Below are 15,339 nucleotides of genomic sequence, written 5' to 3'. Positions count from 1 at the left end.
AAAACGCATGCCGCTTGTATAAATTTTATGAAAGTTATTCTATTTTTGTCATTTATAACGCACTATGGAATTAATTGAACGCTATTTCCCTGAACTTACTGAAAATCAGCTCGATCAATTTACACAGTTACAATCGCTTTACGAAGATTGGAACTTAAAAATAAATGTCGTTTCTCGCAAAGACATCGACGAATTATACCTGCGTCATGTGCTGCATTCGCTGGGTATAGCCAAAGTTCAATCATTTCAGCCGGGTGCAAATATCTTAGATGTTGGAACCGGCGGCGGATTTCCGGGGATACCTTTGGCCATTCTCTTTCCTGAAACACAATTCCATTTGGTAGATAGTATTGGGAAGAAAATTAAAGTGGTCGAAGAGGTGGCGTCCGGACTGGCACTTACCAATGTGACCATTACGAATGCACGAGCAGAATCGTTAGATGGTTCCTACGATTTTATTGTGAGTCGTGCAGTGGCCCAAATGGAAACCTTTGTGCGATGGGTGAAAGGACAGGTTGCAAAAAAGAGCCATCACCAATTAAAGAATGGGGTGCTGTATTTAAAAGGCGGCGATCTTACTGAAGAATTAGCTTCTTTTCCGAAGGCAACTATTTATCCGTTAAACAACTACTTTGAAGAACCCTTCTTCGAAACCAAATCGGTAGTACATCTTCCATTAAAATTTAAGGGGTAAGCTTTAATTTTAACCACTGCAATGCTATAATGGTCTTGGCATCGTGAATTTTTTCTGAAAGATAGGTGTCTATTTCAGCTATAGGGATCTTTACGAGTTTAATGTCTTCATCTTCGGAAGCGGCTCCACCTCCGGACTCAATTTTGTCGCTTGCTGAAACTTCAGCATAAAAAAGAAATGTGCGTTCGGTACACGCACCGGGCGATGGGTAGCAGTGAAATAGTTGTTCCGGTTGTTGAATGGTATACCCGGTTTCTTCTCGTGTTTCTCTAATTACACAAGTGAGTGGACATTCATTTTCTTCTATCGACCCGGCAGGGATCTCTAATAACCACCCCTTATCGTGTTTAGTGGTCGGATATCGAAATTGTTTGGTGAGAATTATACTGTTGGTGTCCTTTTCTACTATTAAAATCGCCACCGAATCTCCTCTATGGAAAGCAAGTCGTTGGGTCGTAATAGTGTCTCCTTTAAAAGTGTCGTAAGTTACTTCTGCCTTTAGCATTTTGTAGTGATCATTAAAGACCACTTCCTCATTGGTAATATGGTATTTCATAGGTAAAAGATATAAAAAAAGCACCTGTAGAACAGGTGCTTTCAGAAAAAATTATTTAGATCCCTTATCCTAAGAATGGATACTTATAATCGATTGGTGAAACAAAAGTTTCTTTTACCATACGAGGGGAGATCCATCGATACAGGTTTAATTTGCTTCCTGCCTTATCGTTGGTTCCACTTGCGCGTGCACCGCCGAATGGCTGTTGTCCAACCACAGCTCCAGTTGGTTTATCGTTGATATAAAAATTACCGGCTGCATTTTCAAGTGCTCGAACCGCAGTTTCTAATGCATATCGATCTTCACTAAAAACAGCTCCCGTAAGCGCATATTCACTGGTCTCATCGACCAATTTCAAAGTTTCGTTCCACTTAGCATCCTCAAAGACATAAATTGTAACTACCGGCCCAAATAATTCGGTACACATGGTCGTGTACTTGGGGTCTTCTGTTTTAATAACGGTTGGATGAATAAAGTATCCTTCGCTCTTATCGTACTTGCCTCCGGCTATAATTTCTACGTTGTCGTCTTTTTTTGCATTATCGATATAACTGGCTAATTTATCGAAAGAACCTTCATGGATCACTGCCGTGACAAAATTCTCCATATTTTCCGGAGATCCTATTTTAAATGAGTTGATATCCGCAGTAAGATATTCTTTTACTTCGTTCCAGATGCTTTCTGAAATATAACAACGACTAGCGGCACTACATTTTTGTCCTTGAAATTCGAAGGCTCCTCTAGCTATTGCGGTTGCCACTTGCCTCGGATTTGAAGTTTTGTGAGCAACAATAAAATCTTTACCTCCGGTTTCTCCTACGATACGCGGATACGTCTTGTAGTTATGGATATTGGTTCCAATCTTTTGCCAAATATCTTTAAAGACATGTGTTGAACCGGTAAAATGGATCCCGCTAAAATCTGGACTTGCCAATACAGTATCGGTGATCATTATCGGATCGCCCATTACCATATTTATGACACCGTCGGGAACGCCTGCTTCACGGAAAACGTCCAGTACTACTTTCGCAGAATATACTTGGCTGTCGCTTGGTTTCCATATCACTACGTTCCCCATTAAGGCAGCACTTGCAGGTAAATTTCCGGCAATAGCGGTGAAGTTGAACGGCGTAATGGCATATACAAACCCTTCTAATGGGCGGTATTCTAATCGGTTCCACGCACCAGATGTTGATTCGGGTTGTTCGGCATAGATCTCGGTCATGAACTGTACATTGAATCGTAAGAAATCGATCAATTCACACGCAGCATCGATCTCTGCTTGATGGATTGTCTTTGATTGTGCGAGCATAGTAGCCGCATTAATTTTAGCGCGATAAGGACCGGCAATTAGTTCGGCGGCGCGTAAAAAGATTCCTGCGCGTTGCTCCCATGGCATGTTAGCCCATTTTTTCCGCGCTTCTAAAGCAGTGTCTATGGCTTCTTGAACGTGCTTCTTTTCAGCTTTATGGTAGGTCCCTAATATGTGTTTATGATCGTGTGGGGGCGCCATCGTAGCTGTATCACCTGTAGTGATGTCTTTTCCGTTAATGTATAAAGGCACATCGACCGTGCTATTATACATGGCTTTATATGTTTTTAAAACTTCCTCGCGTTCCGGTGTTCCAGGAGCATAACTATTGATTGGCTCATTGATGGCTACCGGTACTTCAAAAAATCCTTTTCCCATAGGTGTTTTAGTTTGTTTAGTGGGTTATTAAAGAAGGGCAAAGATACAAATATTTTGGTTGGGAGCAGCCTCCAAGGAGAGGCAGCTTTATATCGTTTCTATGCTTAGTTTTTATCTCCAAGCCAAACAAATTGCATCCTTTTTTGTAAGTTTCCATGATCAATGTAGACCTTGTATTTATGTGTACAGTTACTTTTGTTCCAATTGCATCTAATAAGTTTGTATTGACCTCAAACCGGGATGAGGCACCCGATCGTACCACATTGCCTCCTACTGTTTATAAAAAAGAAGGGGTGCAGTTAGTGTTTCCTAAAGACGAATTGGCCGGTGGAACCTGGATTGGTTTAAGTGAACAACAGCGTCTAATATGTTTGTTAAACGGTGGGTTTACAGCGCACCAACGGGCTCCAGAATATCGTATGAGCCGAGGTGTTATTGTAACGACATTGCTAACCACTAAAGATGCAATTCCCACCATTAATGCTTTTGATTTTAACGGTATTGAACCATTTACTTTAATTATGGCCGATTGGGCTTCACAATTAAAACTTTTCGAATTAGTATGGGATGGTGAACACTCTCATTTTACAGAGAAACCGTTGGCACCAGCTATTTGGTCTTCTTCCTTACTTTATACGCCTGAGATTAAAAAGAAAAGAGAAGCATGGTTCTCATCGTTTCTGTTTCAACATTTGAAACCTTCAGAAAAAGAATTATTGCATTTTCACAAAAACACTGGGGAAGGAGATAAGCGTACCGATCTTGTTATGGACCGTGGTTTTGTGAAGACCAAAAGTATTACCCAAGTCTTAAAGAAAGATTCTATTTCGATGCGATATGAAGATCTTCAGAAACAATCCATAACAAACGTTACTCTTTGAGACCTACAGGAAAAATAATCGTACTTGCGTTTCCGGATACCTATGTCACCATGAGTGATGAGTTTATTTGCAAATTGTTGCCACTTGTAGGCTTGGGAACACGAGAATACATAAAAGCAGGTCATGCCGCAATCATACTTATCGAAAACAGCTCGGGTCATGCTACCTATTACGATTTTGGACGCTATATAACTCCAACCGGATATGGAAGAGTGCGGAGTGCTCATACCGATGCTGAATTGGAGATACCCTTTGCGGCCGAGCTTTCAGAAACATATCGCTTGCAAAACTTAGATCGTTTTTTAAAGTGGATTGCCGATAATCCCGACAAAACGCATGGCAATGGAAGACTAGTAGCCTCTGTGTGTGATACCGTTGATTATAAAAAGGCCATGGCAATTATCGAGAGATTTCAATCTCGTGCTAATATACCGTATGGTGCATTTACTCGAAAGGGCAGCAATTGTTCTAGGTTTGTGACCGATACACTAATGGCGGCAACGAGCAGTAGCCGCTTAAAAAGAGCGTTGCGTTTTAATAAATTATTTACGCCTAGTACGGTTGGAAATGTGGAAAAAGCAGCGACCAATCAAAAAATGTATGAGTTAATTGATGGTGACATACAACGGTATAAAGGATCTGCATTTAAGGAAAACATTCTAAATTATTTTGACAAGGCACGCACAGAAAAACCGGGTGTATCTATTGCTCGAGTTCCTCCATTAGCTCAAAAATTAGAAGGTATTGGGAGTTCGGCCTGGTTCGAGCTGGTTGAAACGGACTTGCCGAGGCATCATTTTAGAATTCGCAGGTATAATGAAGATTGTATCACTGATTTTGATGGGGTTTTTTATTCTGAAAACTTTGAACCGAATACAACGTATCGATTTACTTACGATTCTCATTGTGCTCATTGTCATGTTATCCAAAATGGATCGAAAATACAATTCAAACGAGTTGCAACTTTTGCGCAATTTGCAGCCGGATTTAAGTCACGATCTGCTTAGATCAATTTATCGAAAATGGAGCACTAAGCTTAAACACCGGAATAGACACCTTTAGTTCTTTAGTTGAGGAAAGATTTACCATGGTGTAGTGACCCTGCATAGACCCAATGGGTGCATGAAGCAAACAGCCGCTACTGTATGTGTGACGGTCTCCGGGTTGAATAACCGGTTTTTTGCCAATAACACCTTCACCTTCTACAATTTCGTTTTTATGTAAGGCATCCTTGATTAACCAATATCTCGATGTAAGTTGGACAGCATCTTTACTAAGGTTTTCGATGGTTATGGTATATTTAAAAGCATATTGCATTTTATAATCTGTATAAAATGTGCCTTCGAAACGAGTTTCTACCGAGACCTTTATTCCTTGAGTTACCTGCTGTACCATACTAATACACCGCTGCGGTAATAGCGAAAAATAGTATCGCTGCAATACTTGCGCTACACCAAAAAATGATGTTTAAAAATACAAATTTAATCAATGTGACAAAACGGCCTTGTTTGTAAAAATTTCGTAAGGCCTTGTAAAAATAAAAGGGGCCTATAAGCATAAGAGTAATTCCCATTAATACATCTTCCCCTATAAGTAGATCGGGAAGCAAACAGAGGAGCATGGCCAAAAAGAGAAAACTGAAAATATGAAAGATAAAGATCATATGTTCAATATAGCTGTACCTTTTGCGAGAATAGAGCAACCAAAAGAACAATGCAAAAAATGGAGTGAAAAAGAATAAGAAAAAAGGGATCTTAGCGGCTAAATAATTAGCAAATTTTATAGGGTTGTTCTTAATTCGGTCTATAACATCGGTCTTTTGGTATAGCCACCGATTGAACCACGTATTTTCATGATTTAAGCTTTTTAAGGCTGTCGATGCATCGTTCACCTCGTGCTTTTTGTAAAAATCGTTATACAGTATAATACGTCTGGTGATTCGCTCCCCTGCCGATAAGGTGTCAAGGTCTTTTTCTGAAATATAATCGAGTTCTTTTTCGGTAGTATCATTCTCGACCGCAACTGATGCTGGGTCGATCGAATCTGCTGAAATTGCTTTGTTAGCGTCTTCCGTGATTTTTTGTCCCTCCAAGTCGTAGGTATCTTCGCCATACGAATAGGTAACAACAGAATCGTTGCTCTTGTTAAAATTGACAGGTGTTTCCGAAGGAATAAACGTCGAGATCAAGCCGTTCAGAATAAAATAGATAATAGAAACACTTAAGAAAAAACGAAACGGATTCGCATATCGCAACCGCCTGCCGGTAACGTAATTATATGTGATAGTTCCCGGTCTAAAAAGGAGGTCTTTAACGGTATATCGCAGACGTGAATCATAGCTTACAATACTGTTAATGAATTCGCCAAAAAAGTCTTTAAATGAAAGCTGCTTGGTGCTATTTAGTTGAGAGCAATATGGGCAATAGACATCACTTAAATCCAATGGCTGACCACAATTAAGGCACTCGACGCCTCGGTATTTAGTAGCTTTACGGCTGTTGCTCTTTACAAGTTTATTGGTGCTCACCTCGTAAAGATAATCGATTTTTTAACTTTTACTGCTGAAAGATCTCGGGTTGTTTAAAGGTTGGATGCTTTTCCACAAACGTTTCCAAAACATTGAAGAACGCTAGAATTTCGTCCTCACTATTACCGGCATTTATGGTGACCAATCGAATAAATTCGGTATTTCTGAAGGTTCCGAAGCCAACCATCAACGCGCCATTTTCATAGAGGGCCGTACAAAGCGCCTGAGCCGGAACGTCTTTGTAATTAAAGCAAACCGAAATTGATTCGTCAAAACTATACAAGGTGTAATCGGGGTGATTGCGAATATAGTCACGGGCCACATCGGCGAGCTCGAACTGTTGGTCGACGATGCCTTCAAGTCCGGTAGTTCCTACCGATTTCCACAAGGTCCAAAGTTTTAATGCATCGTTCCTTCGTCCGCATTGTATAGAAGTTTTACCTAAGTTAAATTCATCTCCATCGGTTTGATACAGGTAGGCCGCATCGTTCGAAAAGGAGTCGTATAAATGTTTTTTCTGTTGGGTGACGATAATTGAGCAAGTAAGCGGTGTGCCCAACATCTTATGCGCGTTAAAACTAAAGGAATCGCTGAGGTGTAGTCCCGAAACCAGATGTTTGTACGATTCGCTAAAGATCACACTCCCACAATAGGCTCCATCTATATGTAACCATAATTTGTGCTTTTTGCACACCTCCGCAATAGGCTCGATTGCATCGAATGCACCTAAAACTGTAGTTCCGGCAGTAGCATTTACGAAAAAAGGAGTGTAGCCTGCTGCGATATCCTTTTCGATGGTTTGGGCCAATAAAGAAACTTTCATTTGCCCTTTTTCGTTGGTTTCGATATACCGAACTTGATCTCGTCCAATTCCTGCGAATGCCGCGTTCTTCGGAACTGAATAATGAGATTCGGTTGAAGTATAAAGCGTTAATTTCCCTGATACTCCTTCGGTCTTTATGTTAGAATTATAGGCATCGCGCGCCATGAGCAGCGCCATAAAATTACTCATGGATCCGCCGGGTGCAAACGTTCCATTGCTGTCCTTACCATAACCAATTTGTCGGCACACCTGCTTTAGAATCTCTTTTTCGATTCCTACCTGTGGTCCGGCGACCTTATACGTATACATGCTATTATTTAACAACACGGCGAGTAAATCACCCAGTGTCGCTTTAGAATTTCTACCACCGAACAATTGATTAAAGAACAATCGAGTGGCAGTACGTGGTGTGTTTAATACCAGTGCTTTTAGCGTTTTTTCGAAGAATGCTTCGGAAGCTGGCGCTGTATCGAGTTCTAGGTCAAGCTGCTCATATAGTTCGTTTGGCGGGATTGGAGCTACTACAGGTGATTCTTCTTCATGCTCCAATAGCAAATTTGCTATTCTTGTAAATAGTTCCAGGTCTTTTTTCATGCAATCGATTTTCCTCTTTATGAGGGTTTTTCAGAATAGAACTTACAAAAAATTATACTAATTATTTGTAATGGCGGTCGAATTGGCTTTGCCAATGCCCACGATACGATCAAAACGAGCACCAAGATCTCTAAAATAGACCAGTACCGTGTAATCGTTTTCGGTTTGCCAGAAATTTCCACCAACGGCACCTTCGTCAATTGAACCGTCCCGGTCTACGAGAACATATTTATAATTGTAGAATCCCTGTTTGAACAATCGGTCGTTTCGGTAGGTGCCACTTGCTTCATCGTATCGCATATAGGTGCTGCCATCTATAGACCAATTATTGAAATTGCCGTAAATGTGAAGTTCTCGATCCCCCAGGTCTTCAAAATATTGTAGGTTAAAATGCATACGAACATATTCCGCTTCAATATTCGCATCCTGTACATCTATATTTCGAACCACGAAGTTTCCATTAATATCCGGATTATAAGTATAAGGGCGATTAAATCGTGCAGGATCGGTAAAAAGGAAATTTTCGTAAAGATCATTTAGAACAACACGACGAATGTTGTTGTTGGCCGCTCGAACATCTTTGTTGTCGAAGGCCAAAAATTCATTACCGCCCCAAAAAGACGCTTCTTGGTCGTAGCGATAGATAAGCTCGTTTCCAAGCGTGTATTGAGGTTTAAGATCTGTTATAGCCGTTTTTAGGTTGCTGTTTTGAAGCACTACCGTTTTAACCGTTTCTTTTGGATTGATCAAAAGTAGATTTGGAGAATTGATGCTAAACTGTACTACTTGTTTCTCGTCGATAAAATTAAGGTCGCGAGAACGTTTTATGGCTACCGCCACCGACACCTTGTTTTCAACCACCATGAATTTTCTCGAAAATATTGGGTATCCGTCACTATCGGTAATCGTAATCATGTAGTTTCCACTTTTACGCAGGCCTCGTGTTTCTCTATTCGGAATATTTAATCTGTAGTTTGAATAGATTTGTAAGGTATTAAGTGAATTTTCATACGTCTCGATACGCACTTCATCAAATCCATCCAAATATTCGCTTTTAGCCAAATCGCTAGTTGTCCAATCGAAGTTGTGGTGCGTAATTACATAATAGAAATCTTCTTCCTTTCCGTTGAGCGCATCGAACGATAGGTTGATTCGATCCCCTAGGTTGATTATAGGCAACTGACTAAGTTGCGTATTACCTTTAAATTGGATGGTACGTATATAATTAGGTTCAATAATTTCATCAACTTGAGCCAGGGAAACTGGAATGAAACTAATTAATAGTAGGAATGCTAATGTGCTTTTAATCATGAAAATTATTTTACGCGGCTAAAGATAAACAATTTTTATGCCTAAATATTGCAGTAATTAAAGTGACTAAGAAGTGGTTAAAAATTATAAACATTTATTATGTGTTGCTACTTTAAATTTATAAATTTGCACTCCTGAAATCTGTTCGGGAAGTAAAAGAAATTTTAACACATCTATCCTATGTCCAAAGACATTAAGATTAATAAAGGTCTTACCATACGACTGAAAGGTGAAGCGGATAAAACGTTATCGAATGCACCGCGATCTAGAACCTTTGCAATCAGGCCTTCAGACTTCCACTTGATAACACCAAAAATGGTGATCAAAGAAGGAGCTAAGCTACTAGCAGGAGATACTGTTTTTTATTCGAAAGCGAACGAATCTATTAAATTTTCTTCGCCGGTGAGTGGAACACTTACTAAAATTGAGCGTGGTGCCAAACGAGTAATCACTCGAATTTTAATTGAAGCAGAACCTCAAGACACCTTTAAAGCGTATTCGAGTCTGAATCCTGAGACGTCTGATGCAGCTGCGATCAAGGAATTGTTGTTAGCATCGGGTTGTTGGCCTTTTGTAAAGCAGCGTCCTTACGATGTAATTGCTCATCCCGATACAGCGCCTAAAGCAATTTTTATCTCGGCTCATTCTACTGCACCATTAGCGGCCGATCTTGATTTTGCACTTAACGGTAAGGAAAAAGAAATTCAAGCGGCTGTAACAGCGTTGAGTAAACTAACAGAAGGTGATGTACATGTAAGTGTAGGAAGTGGTGCCTCATCCACTTTTTCAAACCTTAAGAACTGTGTCTTACATACAGTTTCTGGACCACACCCTGCCGGGAATGTTGGGACGCAAATTGCCAAGATCGATCCTGTTAATAAAGGGGAGACCGTTTGGACAGTTGCTGCTCAAGACCTAGTAATTATTGGTGAGTTGTTGCTTACCGGTAAATTTAATGCCGAGCGTGTTGTTGCATTAGTTGGGTCATCGGTAAAAGCACCAAAATACTATCGCACCCGAATTGGTTCGGAAGTTTCTACGTTTGTTTATGATTCCGGATTAGAGGAAGAAAACGTTCGCGTCATTAGTGGAGATGTATTGACCGGAACTAAAATATCTCCAAAAGGATATTTAGGGTATTACAGTAATACTGTTTCGGTGATTCCGGAAGGGGATGACTACGAATTCTTTGGTTGGAACAAACCTGTATTCGATAAGATATCTGCATCGAGAGCCTTGACGTTTTCGTGGATGTTTCCGAAGAAAAAATACGAACTAGACACCAATACCAACGGTGAGCATAGAGCATTTGTACTAACAGGAAACTACGAGCGGGTATTTCCATTAGATATTTATCCACTTCAAATCCTTAAGGCTTGTATGGTTGAAGATCTAGATGCTATGGAAGCATTAGGCATGTACGAAGTGGCTCCGGAAGATTTTGCGCTTACCGAGTTTATTTGTGTATCGAAACAACCACACCAACAGATTATTAGAAATGGGTTGGACTTAATGTATAAAGAAATAGGATAATGCTATGGGATTGAAACAAAAATTACATACGCTAAAAATGAAATATAAGGGTACAAAAATGGCGCCTGCGTTCAACGCATTGCATACCTTTTTGTACTTGCCGAATGAAACTACGCATTCGGGAGCTCACGTTAGAGCAGCAGACGACTTAAAGCGTACGATGAACATCGTCATTATGGCGTTGGTTCCTTGTTTGATCTTCGGAATCTTTAATGCCGGATATCAACACTATGCAGCACTGGATGAAACCTTGCGTGCTGCTCCGGTAGCGAACTTCTTTACTTGGGATAATTTTATTCTGGGTTGTTGGACGGTTCTTCCGTTAGTGATCGTATCCTATGTTGTAGGATTGGCAGCAGAATTCTTGTTTGCAGTTATCAAAGGACATGAGGTAGAAGAAGGATACTTGGTAACAGGAATGTTGGTTCCACTAATCGTGCCTGTAGACATACCGTTATGGATGTTAGCAGTAGCTGTGATCTTTGGTGTCGTGATTGGAAAAGAGGTGTTTGGAGGAACAGGAATGAATATCCTAAACCCTGCATTAACTATACGTGCTTTTTTATTCTTTGCGTATCCTACATGGATGAGTGGAGATAAGGTTTGGGTTCATGGTGCAGTAGAACGTCAAAAAGAGATCGCTGCGGGTGCTAATGTAGACGCAATTTCCGGCGAGACAATATTAGGTAGTTACGCTCAAAACAACTCGGTAGTTTACGACTATTGGGATATGTTCTGGGGCTTTATTCCCGGTTCGGTTGGAGAAACCTCTAAGGTGCTTATCATATTAGGAGCACTCTTCTTAATTTTTACGAAGATTGGAAGCTGGCGCATTATCTTTAGTACACTAATTGGTGCCTTGGTAATGGGATTGATCTTTAACGGTGTTGTAGAATTAGGATGGATTGGCGATAGCAGCAAATTCTATGGACTAATGAACGTTCCATTCTGGCAACACTTAATCATAGGAAGTATCTTGTTTGGTGCCGTGTATATGGCCACCGATCCCGTTACCGCCTCACAAACGAATAAAGGAAAGTGGATCTATGGGTTCCTCATCGGATTTATTTCTATATTAATACGTGTGTTCAATCCGGCGTATCCGGAAGGAGTGTTTTTAGCAATTCTGTTAATGAATGTATTTGCACCAACCATAGATCATTACGTATTACAAGGAAACATTAAAAAACGCGCAAAACGTTTAAAAGTTAAAACAGCATAGCACTATGGCAATTAACACTGATAAAAATAGCTATACCGTCATATTTGCCATTATCATGGTAGTGGTGGTCGGTACGATATTAGCCGGTTTTGCTAATGGGTTGAAGCCAAAAATTAAAGCCAACGAACGTTACGAAAAGCAACAAAATATTTTGTATGCGATGGGTATCAATGAAAATGAAGGCCCTAATGACGTTAGTTTTATTTCAACCGATGAGGTAGAAGCCGAATTTGAGAAATACATCAAGAACCAATACGTGATCCAAGGAGGAGAAGTTACCGAAAATGACGAGGCCTACTTGATCGATATCAAAAAAGAAGAAGCAAAAGCAAAGGATTCAGATTACCAAAGACGACTTCCATTGTTTGTTGGTGAAAAGGATGGTGAAGAGATCTATGTAATGCCGGTACGAGGTAAAGGACTTTGGGATGCGATCTGGGGCTTTGTGGCTGTCGATAAAACGATGACCATTACCGGAGTGTATTTCGACCATAAAGGAGAGACTCCGGGACTTGGAGCAGAGATCAAGCAACGATATTTTATGGACGACTTTACCGGAGAAAGTTTCTTGGACGGGGGAGCGTTCGAAGGGATCAATGTTGCTAAAGGAAACAATGATCCTAAAAATACCGATACCACAGACAATGAAGTTGATGCTCTTGCAGGAGCTACGATCACAGGTGATGGTGTTACAGCAATGCTACGAAAGGACGTAAGATTATACGTTCCTTATTTTAAAAATTTAAATAATTAAGTCTATGGGACTCTTATCTAGAAAAGATAGCAAACTTATTTTAGACCCGTTAACCGACAATAACCCGATTACTATTCAAGTATTGGGAATTTGTTCTGCGCTTGCGATCACCGCACAATTAAAACCGTCGATCGTAATGGCTATATCGGTGGTCTTTGTATTAGGGGTTGGTAACGTTGTTATTTCACTTATGCGGAATGTAATTCCGTCTAAGATTCGAATTATCGTTCAATTGATCGTAGTAGCTACGCTTGTGATCATCGTGGATCAAGTGCTGAAAGCATTTGCATACGAATTAAGTAAAGAGCTCTCGGTCTTCATCGGATTAATTATTACCAACTGTATTATTATGGGACGCTTTGAAGCTTTCGCTTTAGGAAACGGTCCGTGGAAATCATTTTTAGACGGTATTGGAAATGCCTTCGGATACGGAGTGATCTTGATCATCGTTGGTTTCTTCCGTGAGCTGTTCGGCTCAGGAACGCTTTTCGGCTTCCAAGTATTGGGAGATCCGGTAGAAAAGACCGTCTTGTATGCAATTGGTTACGAGAACAATGGTTTTATGGTACTGCCCCCAATGGCATTGATCGTAGTAGGATTGATTATTTGGGTACAACGTAGCCGCAATAAAGACTTAATTGAAGAAAACTAGTAGGCTGTTTTACTGCTGAAAACTTAAAAATATATGGAACATTTAGAATTGTTTTTTAAATCGGTTTTTGTAGACAATATGGTATTTGCTTATTTCCTCGGAATGTGCTCGTACCTCGCTGTTTCCAAAAAAGTAAGTACAGCCGTAGGTCTGGGCGCAGCGGTAATATTCGTATTAACCGTGACTGTGCCGCTTAACTGGTTGTTAGATCAATATATCCTACAAGAAGGAGCCTTGCAGTGGTTGGGTGCACAATATGCAGACTACGACTTGAGCTTCCTGTCATTTATTTTGTTTATCGCAACCATCGCAACTATGGTACAGTTGGTAGAGATAATTGTAGAGAAATTTTCTCCCGCCCTATATACTTCATTGGGTATCTTCTTACCACTTATTGCAGTAAACTGTGCGATTTTAGGAGGTTCATTATTTATGCAGTCTAGAGAAATTGAAACGTTTACACTTGCGTTAAATTACGGATTTAGCTCCGGAATAGGTTGGTTCTTGGCAATCCTTGCGATTGCAGCAATACGTGAAAAAATTCGTTATTCTAATGTGCCGGCGCCTTTACGCGGACTAGGAATTACATTTATTATAACCGGACTAATGGCCATTGGTTTTATGAGTTTCGGTGGAATGTTGACAGGTGGAGACGAAGAATCTCCTTCCTTAGACAGTAATCCCGATGATTTAGGATTACAGATCGAAAAAGTTGAAAATGAACGTGTAGAATCGTCTGAGACCATTTCAGTTTCAGAAATAACAGAACAATAATATGTTTTTAGCAGCAAGCACATTAGGAGTTATCATTGCGACCGTCGTAGCCTTTTTGGTTCTGACCTTATTGTTGGTAGCCCTGCTCTTATTCACCAAACAAAAACTATCACCATCGGGACCGGTGACGATCACGATTAATGATGAAAAGAAAATCGAAGTAGAATCAGGGGGAACACTGCTTTCTACTCTAGGTAATCAAAAAATATTCTTGCCTTCCGCCTGTGGAGGAGGAGGAACCTGTATTCAGTGTGAATGTCACGTATTAGAAGGTGGCGGAGAAGCACTGCCTACCGAAACCCCTCACTTTACTCGTAAGGAACTTAAGGAAGGTGCCCGGTTGTCTTGTCAAGTAAAAGTTAAACAAGACATGAACATCCATATTCCTGAAGAGGTCTTCGGAATTAAAAAATGGGATGCTACAGTAGTACGTAATTACAATGTAGCTTCGTTCATTAAAGAATTTGTGGTAGAGATTCCTGAGGATATGAACTATAAGGCCGGTGGATATATTCAGATCGAAATTCCGCCCTGTGAAGTGAAGTTTGAAGATATGGACATTACCGCACACCCGGAAGAACATGATACACCCGATAAATTTCAAGAAGAATGGGATAAATTTGGTTTATGGCCATTGGTAATGAAGAATACCGAAACGGTAGAGCGTGCATATTCAATGGCGTCTTACCCGGCAGAAGGTCGTGAGATCATGCTAAACGTTCGTGTAGCAACGCCGCCATGGGATCGTTCTAAGAACCAATGGATGAATGTAAACCCCGGTATCGCTTCTTCCTATATTTTTAACTGTAAAAAAGGTGATAAAGTTGTTATTTCGGGACCTTATGGCGAATTCTTTATCAATCATTCTGAAGCTGAAATGCTTTATGTTGGTGGTGGAGCTGGAATGGCACCTATGCGTTCACACTTATATCACTTATTTAGAACATTAAAGACCGGAAGGAAAGTAACCTACTGGTACGGAGGTCGTTCAAAACGTGAATTATTCTATATAGACCACTTCAGAAACCTAGAAAAAGATTTTCCAAACTTTAAGTTCTATATGGCACTTTCTGAGCCCTTAGAAGAAGACAATTGGAAGGTGAAAAAAGATATTAATGATGAAGGAGACGGATTTGTAGGCTTTATTCACCAAGTGGTGATCGACAACTATTTAAATCATCACGAAGCTCCGGAAGATATCGAATTGTATTTCTGTGGACCCCCACTTATGAACCAAGCCGTTCAAAAGATGGGTGAAGATTTTGGAATCCCGGATGAGAACATCCGATTCGATGATTTTGGTGGATAACTAATAGTGTTAATTGTAT

The 15,339-nt window shown here is 40.3% G+C and carries 15 protein-coding genes; 9 read left to right on the top strand and 6 right to left on the bottom strand.

Annotated elements, in window-relative coordinates; genetic code table 11:
- Positions 1-64: 64 nt before the first annotated feature.
- Complete coding sequence (gene rsmG, locus DWA30_RS11815; RefSeq protein ID WP_114492752.1) at positions 65-694, top strand: 16S rRNA (guanine(527)-N(7))-methyltransferase RsmG; 630 nt, start codon at positions 65-67, stop codon at positions 692-694.
- Here the strand turns inward: rsmG and DWA30_RS11810 are convergent.
- Both DWA30_RS11810 and pruA read right to left on the bottom strand, forming a co-directional pair.
- On the bottom strand, positions 684-1,250 hold the full coding sequence (locus DWA30_RS11810; protein ID WP_114492751.1) for an NUDIX domain-containing protein: 567 nt from the start codon (positions 1,248-1,250) through the stop codon (positions 684-686). The two genes, rsmG and DWA30_RS11810, sit on opposite strands and share 11 nt — an antisense overlap.
- A 64-nt stretch (positions 1,251-1,314) precedes the next feature.
- Positions 1,315-2,940 carry an L-glutamate gamma-semialdehyde dehydrogenase gene (gene pruA, locus DWA30_RS11805; protein WP_114492750.1) on the bottom strand — a complete coding sequence of 542 codons (1,626 nt, stop codon included), beginning with the start codon at positions 2,938-2,940 and terminating at the stop codon, positions 1,315-1,317.
- Between the two features lie 179 nt (positions 2,941-3,119).
- Between pruA and DWA30_RS11800 the strand changes: the two genes are divergently transcribed.
- A complete protein-coding gene (locus DWA30_RS11800) occupies positions 3,120-3,821 on the top strand; it encodes an NRDE family protein (RefSeq protein ID WP_114492753.1) in 702 nt (233 codons plus the stop codon).
- A complete protein-coding gene (locus DWA30_RS11795) occupies positions 3,818-4,828 on the top strand; it encodes a DUF6695 family protein (protein WP_114492749.1) in 1,011 nt (336 codons plus the stop codon). The genes DWA30_RS11800 and DWA30_RS11795 overlap by 4 nt, the downstream gene beginning before the upstream one ends.
- Before the next feature lies 1 nt (position 4,829).
- Here the strand turns inward: DWA30_RS11795 and apaG are convergent, their stop codons facing one another.
- From apaG to DWA30_RS11775, 4 genes are read right to left on the bottom strand one after another with little or no spacing between them, the layout of a single operon-like run.
- Positions 4,830-5,216, bottom strand: a complete 387-nt coding sequence (apaG, locus tag DWA30_RS11790; RefSeq protein ID WP_114492748.1) for a Co2+/Mg2+ efflux facilitator ApaG/CorD — start codon at positions 5,214-5,216, stop codon at positions 4,830-4,832.
- Position 5,217: 1 nt separating this feature from the next.
- Entirely contained in the window at positions 5,218-6,348 is a 1,131-nt protein-coding gene (locus DWA30_RS11785) for a DUF3667 domain-containing protein (RefSeq protein WP_168421776.1), read from the bottom strand.
- Between the two features lie 28 nt (positions 6,349-6,376).
- Positions 6,377-7,765: a pyridoxal phosphate-dependent decarboxylase family protein gene (locus DWA30_RS11780; protein WP_114492746.1), complete on the bottom strand. Its 1,389-nt coding sequence runs from the start codon at positions 7,763-7,765 to the stop codon at positions 6,377-6,379.
- 57 nt (positions 7,766-7,822) lie between these two features.
- A complete protein-coding gene (locus DWA30_RS11775) occupies positions 7,823-9,076 on the bottom strand; it encodes a type IX secretion system plug protein (protein ID WP_114492745.1) in 1,254 nt (417 codons plus the stop codon).
- Positions 9,077-9,256: 180 nt separating this feature from the next.
- Here DWA30_RS11775 and DWA30_RS11770 point away from each other — a divergent pair, with 180 nt between their 5' ends.
- The 6 genes from DWA30_RS11770 to nqrF are packed head-to-tail and all read left to right on the top strand — an operon-like array spanning position 9,257 to position 15,320.
- Positions 9,257-10,609: a Na(+)-translocating NADH-quinone reductase subunit A gene (locus DWA30_RS11770; protein ID WP_114492744.1), complete on the top strand. Its 1,353-nt coding sequence runs from the start codon at positions 9,257-9,259 to the stop codon at positions 10,607-10,609.
- A gap of 4 nt (positions 10,610-10,613) precedes the next feature.
- Complete coding sequence (locus tag DWA30_RS11765) at positions 10,614-11,831, top strand: NADH:ubiquinone reductase (Na(+)-transporting) subunit B (protein WP_114492743.1); 1,218 nt, start codon at positions 10,614-10,616, stop codon at positions 11,829-11,831.
- Positions 11,832-11,835: 4 nt separating this feature from the next.
- A complete protein-coding gene (locus DWA30_RS11760) occupies positions 11,836-12,585 on the top strand; it encodes a Na(+)-translocating NADH-quinone reductase subunit C (protein ID WP_114492742.1) in 750 nt (249 codons plus the stop codon).
- A 4-nt stretch (positions 12,586-12,589) separates the two neighbouring features.
- Complete coding sequence (locus DWA30_RS11755; protein WP_114492741.1) at positions 12,590-13,237, top strand: NADH:ubiquinone reductase (Na(+)-transporting) subunit D; 648 nt, start codon at positions 12,590-12,592, stop codon at positions 13,235-13,237.
- Between the two features lie 33 nt (positions 13,238-13,270).
- The gene (nqrE, locus tag DWA30_RS11750) at positions 13,271-14,011 is read left to right on the top strand and encodes an NADH:ubiquinone reductase (Na(+)-transporting) subunit E (RefSeq protein WP_114492740.1); all 741 of its coding nucleotides are present in this window, start codon (positions 13,271-13,273) and stop codon (positions 14,009-14,011) included.
- A 1-nt stretch (position 14,012) separates the two neighbouring features.
- A complete protein-coding gene (nqrF, locus tag DWA30_RS11745; RefSeq protein WP_114492739.1) occupies positions 14,013-15,320 on the top strand; it encodes an NADH:ubiquinone reductase (Na(+)-transporting) subunit F in 1,308 nt (435 codons plus the stop codon).
- The last annotated feature ends 19 nt before the right edge of the window (positions 15,321-15,339 follow it).

The sequence above is a fragment of the Candidatus Ulvibacter alkanivorans genome, assembly GCF_003333325.1.
GTDB classification, from domain to species: domain Bacteria; phylum Bacteroidota; class Bacteroidia; order Flavobacteriales; family Flavobacteriaceae; genus Ulvibacter_A; species Ulvibacter_A alkanivorans.
Note: the sequence above shows the minus strand (reverse complement) of the source record. Positions and strands in the feature narration are given on the sequence as shown.

What these genes read in the sequence shown, in the direction of transcription:
- rsmG (WP_114492752.1), top strand. Translation starts at nt 65, where the DNA reads ATGGAATTAATTGAACGCTATTTCCCTGAACTTACTGAAAATCAGCTC.
- DWA30_RS11810 (WP_114492751.1), bottom strand. Translation starts at nt 1,250, where the DNA reads ATGAAATACCATATTACCAATGAGGAAGTGGTCTTTAATGATCACTAC.
- pruA (WP_114492750.1), bottom strand. Translation starts at nt 2,940, where the DNA reads ATGGGAAAAGGATTTTTTGAAGTACCGGTAGCCATCAATGAGCCAATC.
- DWA30_RS11800 (WP_114492753.1), top strand. Translation starts at nt 3,120, where the DNA reads ATGTGTACAGTTACTTTTGTTCCAATTGCATCTAATAAGTTTGTATTG.
- apaG (WP_114492748.1), bottom strand. Translation starts at nt 5,216, where the DNA reads ATGGTACAGCAGGTAACTCAAGGAATAAAGGTCTCGGTAGAAACTCGT.
- DWA30_RS11780 (WP_114492746.1), bottom strand. Translation starts at nt 7,765, where the DNA reads ATGAAAAAAGACCTGGAACTATTTACAAGAATAGCAAATTTGCTATTG.
- DWA30_RS11775 (WP_114492745.1), bottom strand. Translation starts at nt 9,076, where the DNA reads ATGATTAAAAGCACATTAGCATTCCTACTATTAATTAGTTTCATTCCA.
- DWA30_RS11770 (WP_114492744.1), top strand. Translation starts at nt 9,257, where the DNA reads ATGTCCAAAGACATTAAGATTAATAAAGGTCTTACCATACGACTGAAA.
- DWA30_RS11765 (WP_114492743.1), top strand. Translation starts at nt 10,614, where the DNA reads ATGGGATTGAAACAAAAATTACATACGCTAAAAATGAAATATAAGGGT.
- DWA30_RS11760 (WP_114492742.1), top strand. Translation starts at nt 11,836, where the DNA reads ATGGCAATTAACACTGATAAAAATAGCTATACCGTCATATTTGCCATT.
- DWA30_RS11755 (WP_114492741.1), top strand. Translation starts at nt 12,590, where the DNA reads ATGGGACTCTTATCTAGAAAAGATAGCAAACTTATTTTAGACCCGTTA.
- nqrE (WP_114492740.1), top strand. Translation starts at nt 13,271, where the DNA reads ATGGAACATTTAGAATTGTTTTTTAAATCGGTTTTTGTAGACAATATG.
- nqrF (WP_114492739.1), top strand. Translation starts at nt 14,013, where the DNA reads ATGTTTTTAGCAGCAAGCACATTAGGAGTTATCATTGCGACCGTCGTA.